Origin of the sequence: Nostoc sp. KVJ20, assembly GCF_001712795.1 — a bacterium.
In the GTDB taxonomy this organism is placed as follows: domain Bacteria; phylum Cyanobacteriota; class Cyanobacteriia; order Cyanobacteriales; family Nostocaceae; genus Nostoc.
Genome location: NZ_KV757825.1, coordinates 1 through 1,754, shown reverse-complemented (window position 1 = coordinate 1,754; position 1,754 = coordinate 1). Strand labels below are relative to the sequence as shown.

At 45.4% G+C, this 1,754-nt stretch carries 1 protein-coding gene; it reads right to left on the bottom strand.

Translation table 11 applies throughout. The annotated features are described in order from the left end of the window. Window positions 1–210: 210 nt before the first annotated feature. Complete coding sequence (locus tag A4S05_RS37975) at window positions 211–1,524, bottom strand: NF041680 family putative transposase (protein WP_069074887.1); 1,314 nt, start codon at window positions 1,522–1,524, stop codon at window positions 211–213. Window positions 1,525–1,754: the final 230 nt, after the last annotated feature.

The following is a 1,754-nucleotide window of genomic DNA, read 5'->3' as shown; positions in this document are numbered from 1 at the left end:
CCAGGAGCGATGGTAGATTTACCTAAATATTCGGTAGTAATTGGGGGATTGACTTACTGGAAAGGCGAAATGCAGGCTATTCGTGAAGACCGTTTGTAACTTGAGTTTGGACTAATTGGCATTTAGCCGCAATGAATAGAAAGCAAGAAAAAGTTACCCAACTTCTTTTAGAGGCTGAGTTAAGTTGAATCGTTGAAAAAGAAGCAGAAACTAAGCAGCAGTTAGATCAGCGTTCTTAAGTGATTCTTCGGTTTTAGGTTTTTTAGATGCGTGTTTTTTGACAGTGGGATAACGGGGACGTTGAGGTGGCTGATGCCCTTGGGCACGCCCAGGTGATTTACCGCGAGTTTTAGGGGGTTGAGCAGGAGTGCCAATGGCGGCTAAAATTAGTGGAAAGGCTTGTGCCACACGTCCTGGAGACAGTGTATCCTGATTTGATTGCCAGGGCAAGGGGGAATCAATACAGGCAACTCTAGCTAACCATAATTGCCAAGTTAACAGGGGCATCAGGTCACTCCATCGCTCTGCTGCCCGAGTAGAACTCAATTGAGGCTGTGTCCAATATAACCTTTGCTTGGCAAATCTATACCAATGCTCTAGAGCAAAGCGGCGTAGATATTTTTGCCAGAGATCCTCTAATGGAGGCATTGTCTGACCCAACCAAGCTAGCCATAAGGGTTGGAACTTACGATTGCGTCCAACTGGTTGGATCACCTCGACACGAATGATTTCCATTGCCCGGTTTGGGGATTGAAGAAAATGAAACCCACTCCAACGCATTACTTTAACTCGACCAACTTTCGGGTCTTCAACTTCTAGAGTTTCAGTTGCCACGGGCCAAGTTTCCGGGTCATTGAGCTTAAACTTATGACCATGCTTACAAGGTGCGCCTCGTCCTTTGTAAGTACCGGGTCTACCCCATACACATCGGTTAGATGCTAAACGCAACAACAGGTCTGCGTCAATCTTCTCCGTGGCTTGGACGAATTTGGCGTTGCCGTAGCCTCGGTCATAAGCGGCAAGCGGTCTTTTGCCTAACTCACGGGTCACAAGTTTTAGTTGGAATGCTGCAATACTAGTTGGCGTTTCAAAGCTGGTTATCCGTTCATGTTTCAACGGCAATGCCCAACTCCCATCCGCCTCTGGTATCCAGGCTAATGTACTGTAACTTTGTCCAATGCCTATGCTCCCACCTCTGTCCCCATGAAAAGTTCTTTCTTTTAGTGTCTTCGCTTCTGGTCTTGCCCAAAAGCTATGATCTCCTGCTAGAAATGGCTGTTCATCCGTCACTACCTCCTGTACCAGTAGCTTCATCAGTTTTCTTTTCGGTGGACGACTATCATGTAGTGCTGCATAAATGCTCGACCATTGCCGTCGAAATACTGGGCTTTGTGACAAGCTTACAAACGATGGGATACTCGGACTTGTTAATACTGCATCCATCAATTCAAATACTGCATCTTTGGCTTTTCCCAAACAATCGTAGATACCTTGGCGGAATTTTTCTAGTTGTGTCAGGATCATCACGTCAATGATTTATTGATTACTTTCATTGACTTTACGGCAGTCAGTGTTACTGCTGACTGCTTTTCTCTCGCTTTTTAGTCCAAACTCCAGTCATCAAGCAGCAAAGCGAAAATCGCTTCCAACAACAGCAGGCTCCAGATGATAGTAAACGCTATGTTGCTAGATTAACGGCTGATTTGCATGACAACTATGGAAATGTGGCAATTCATAAAGGCACTTTATTAGCC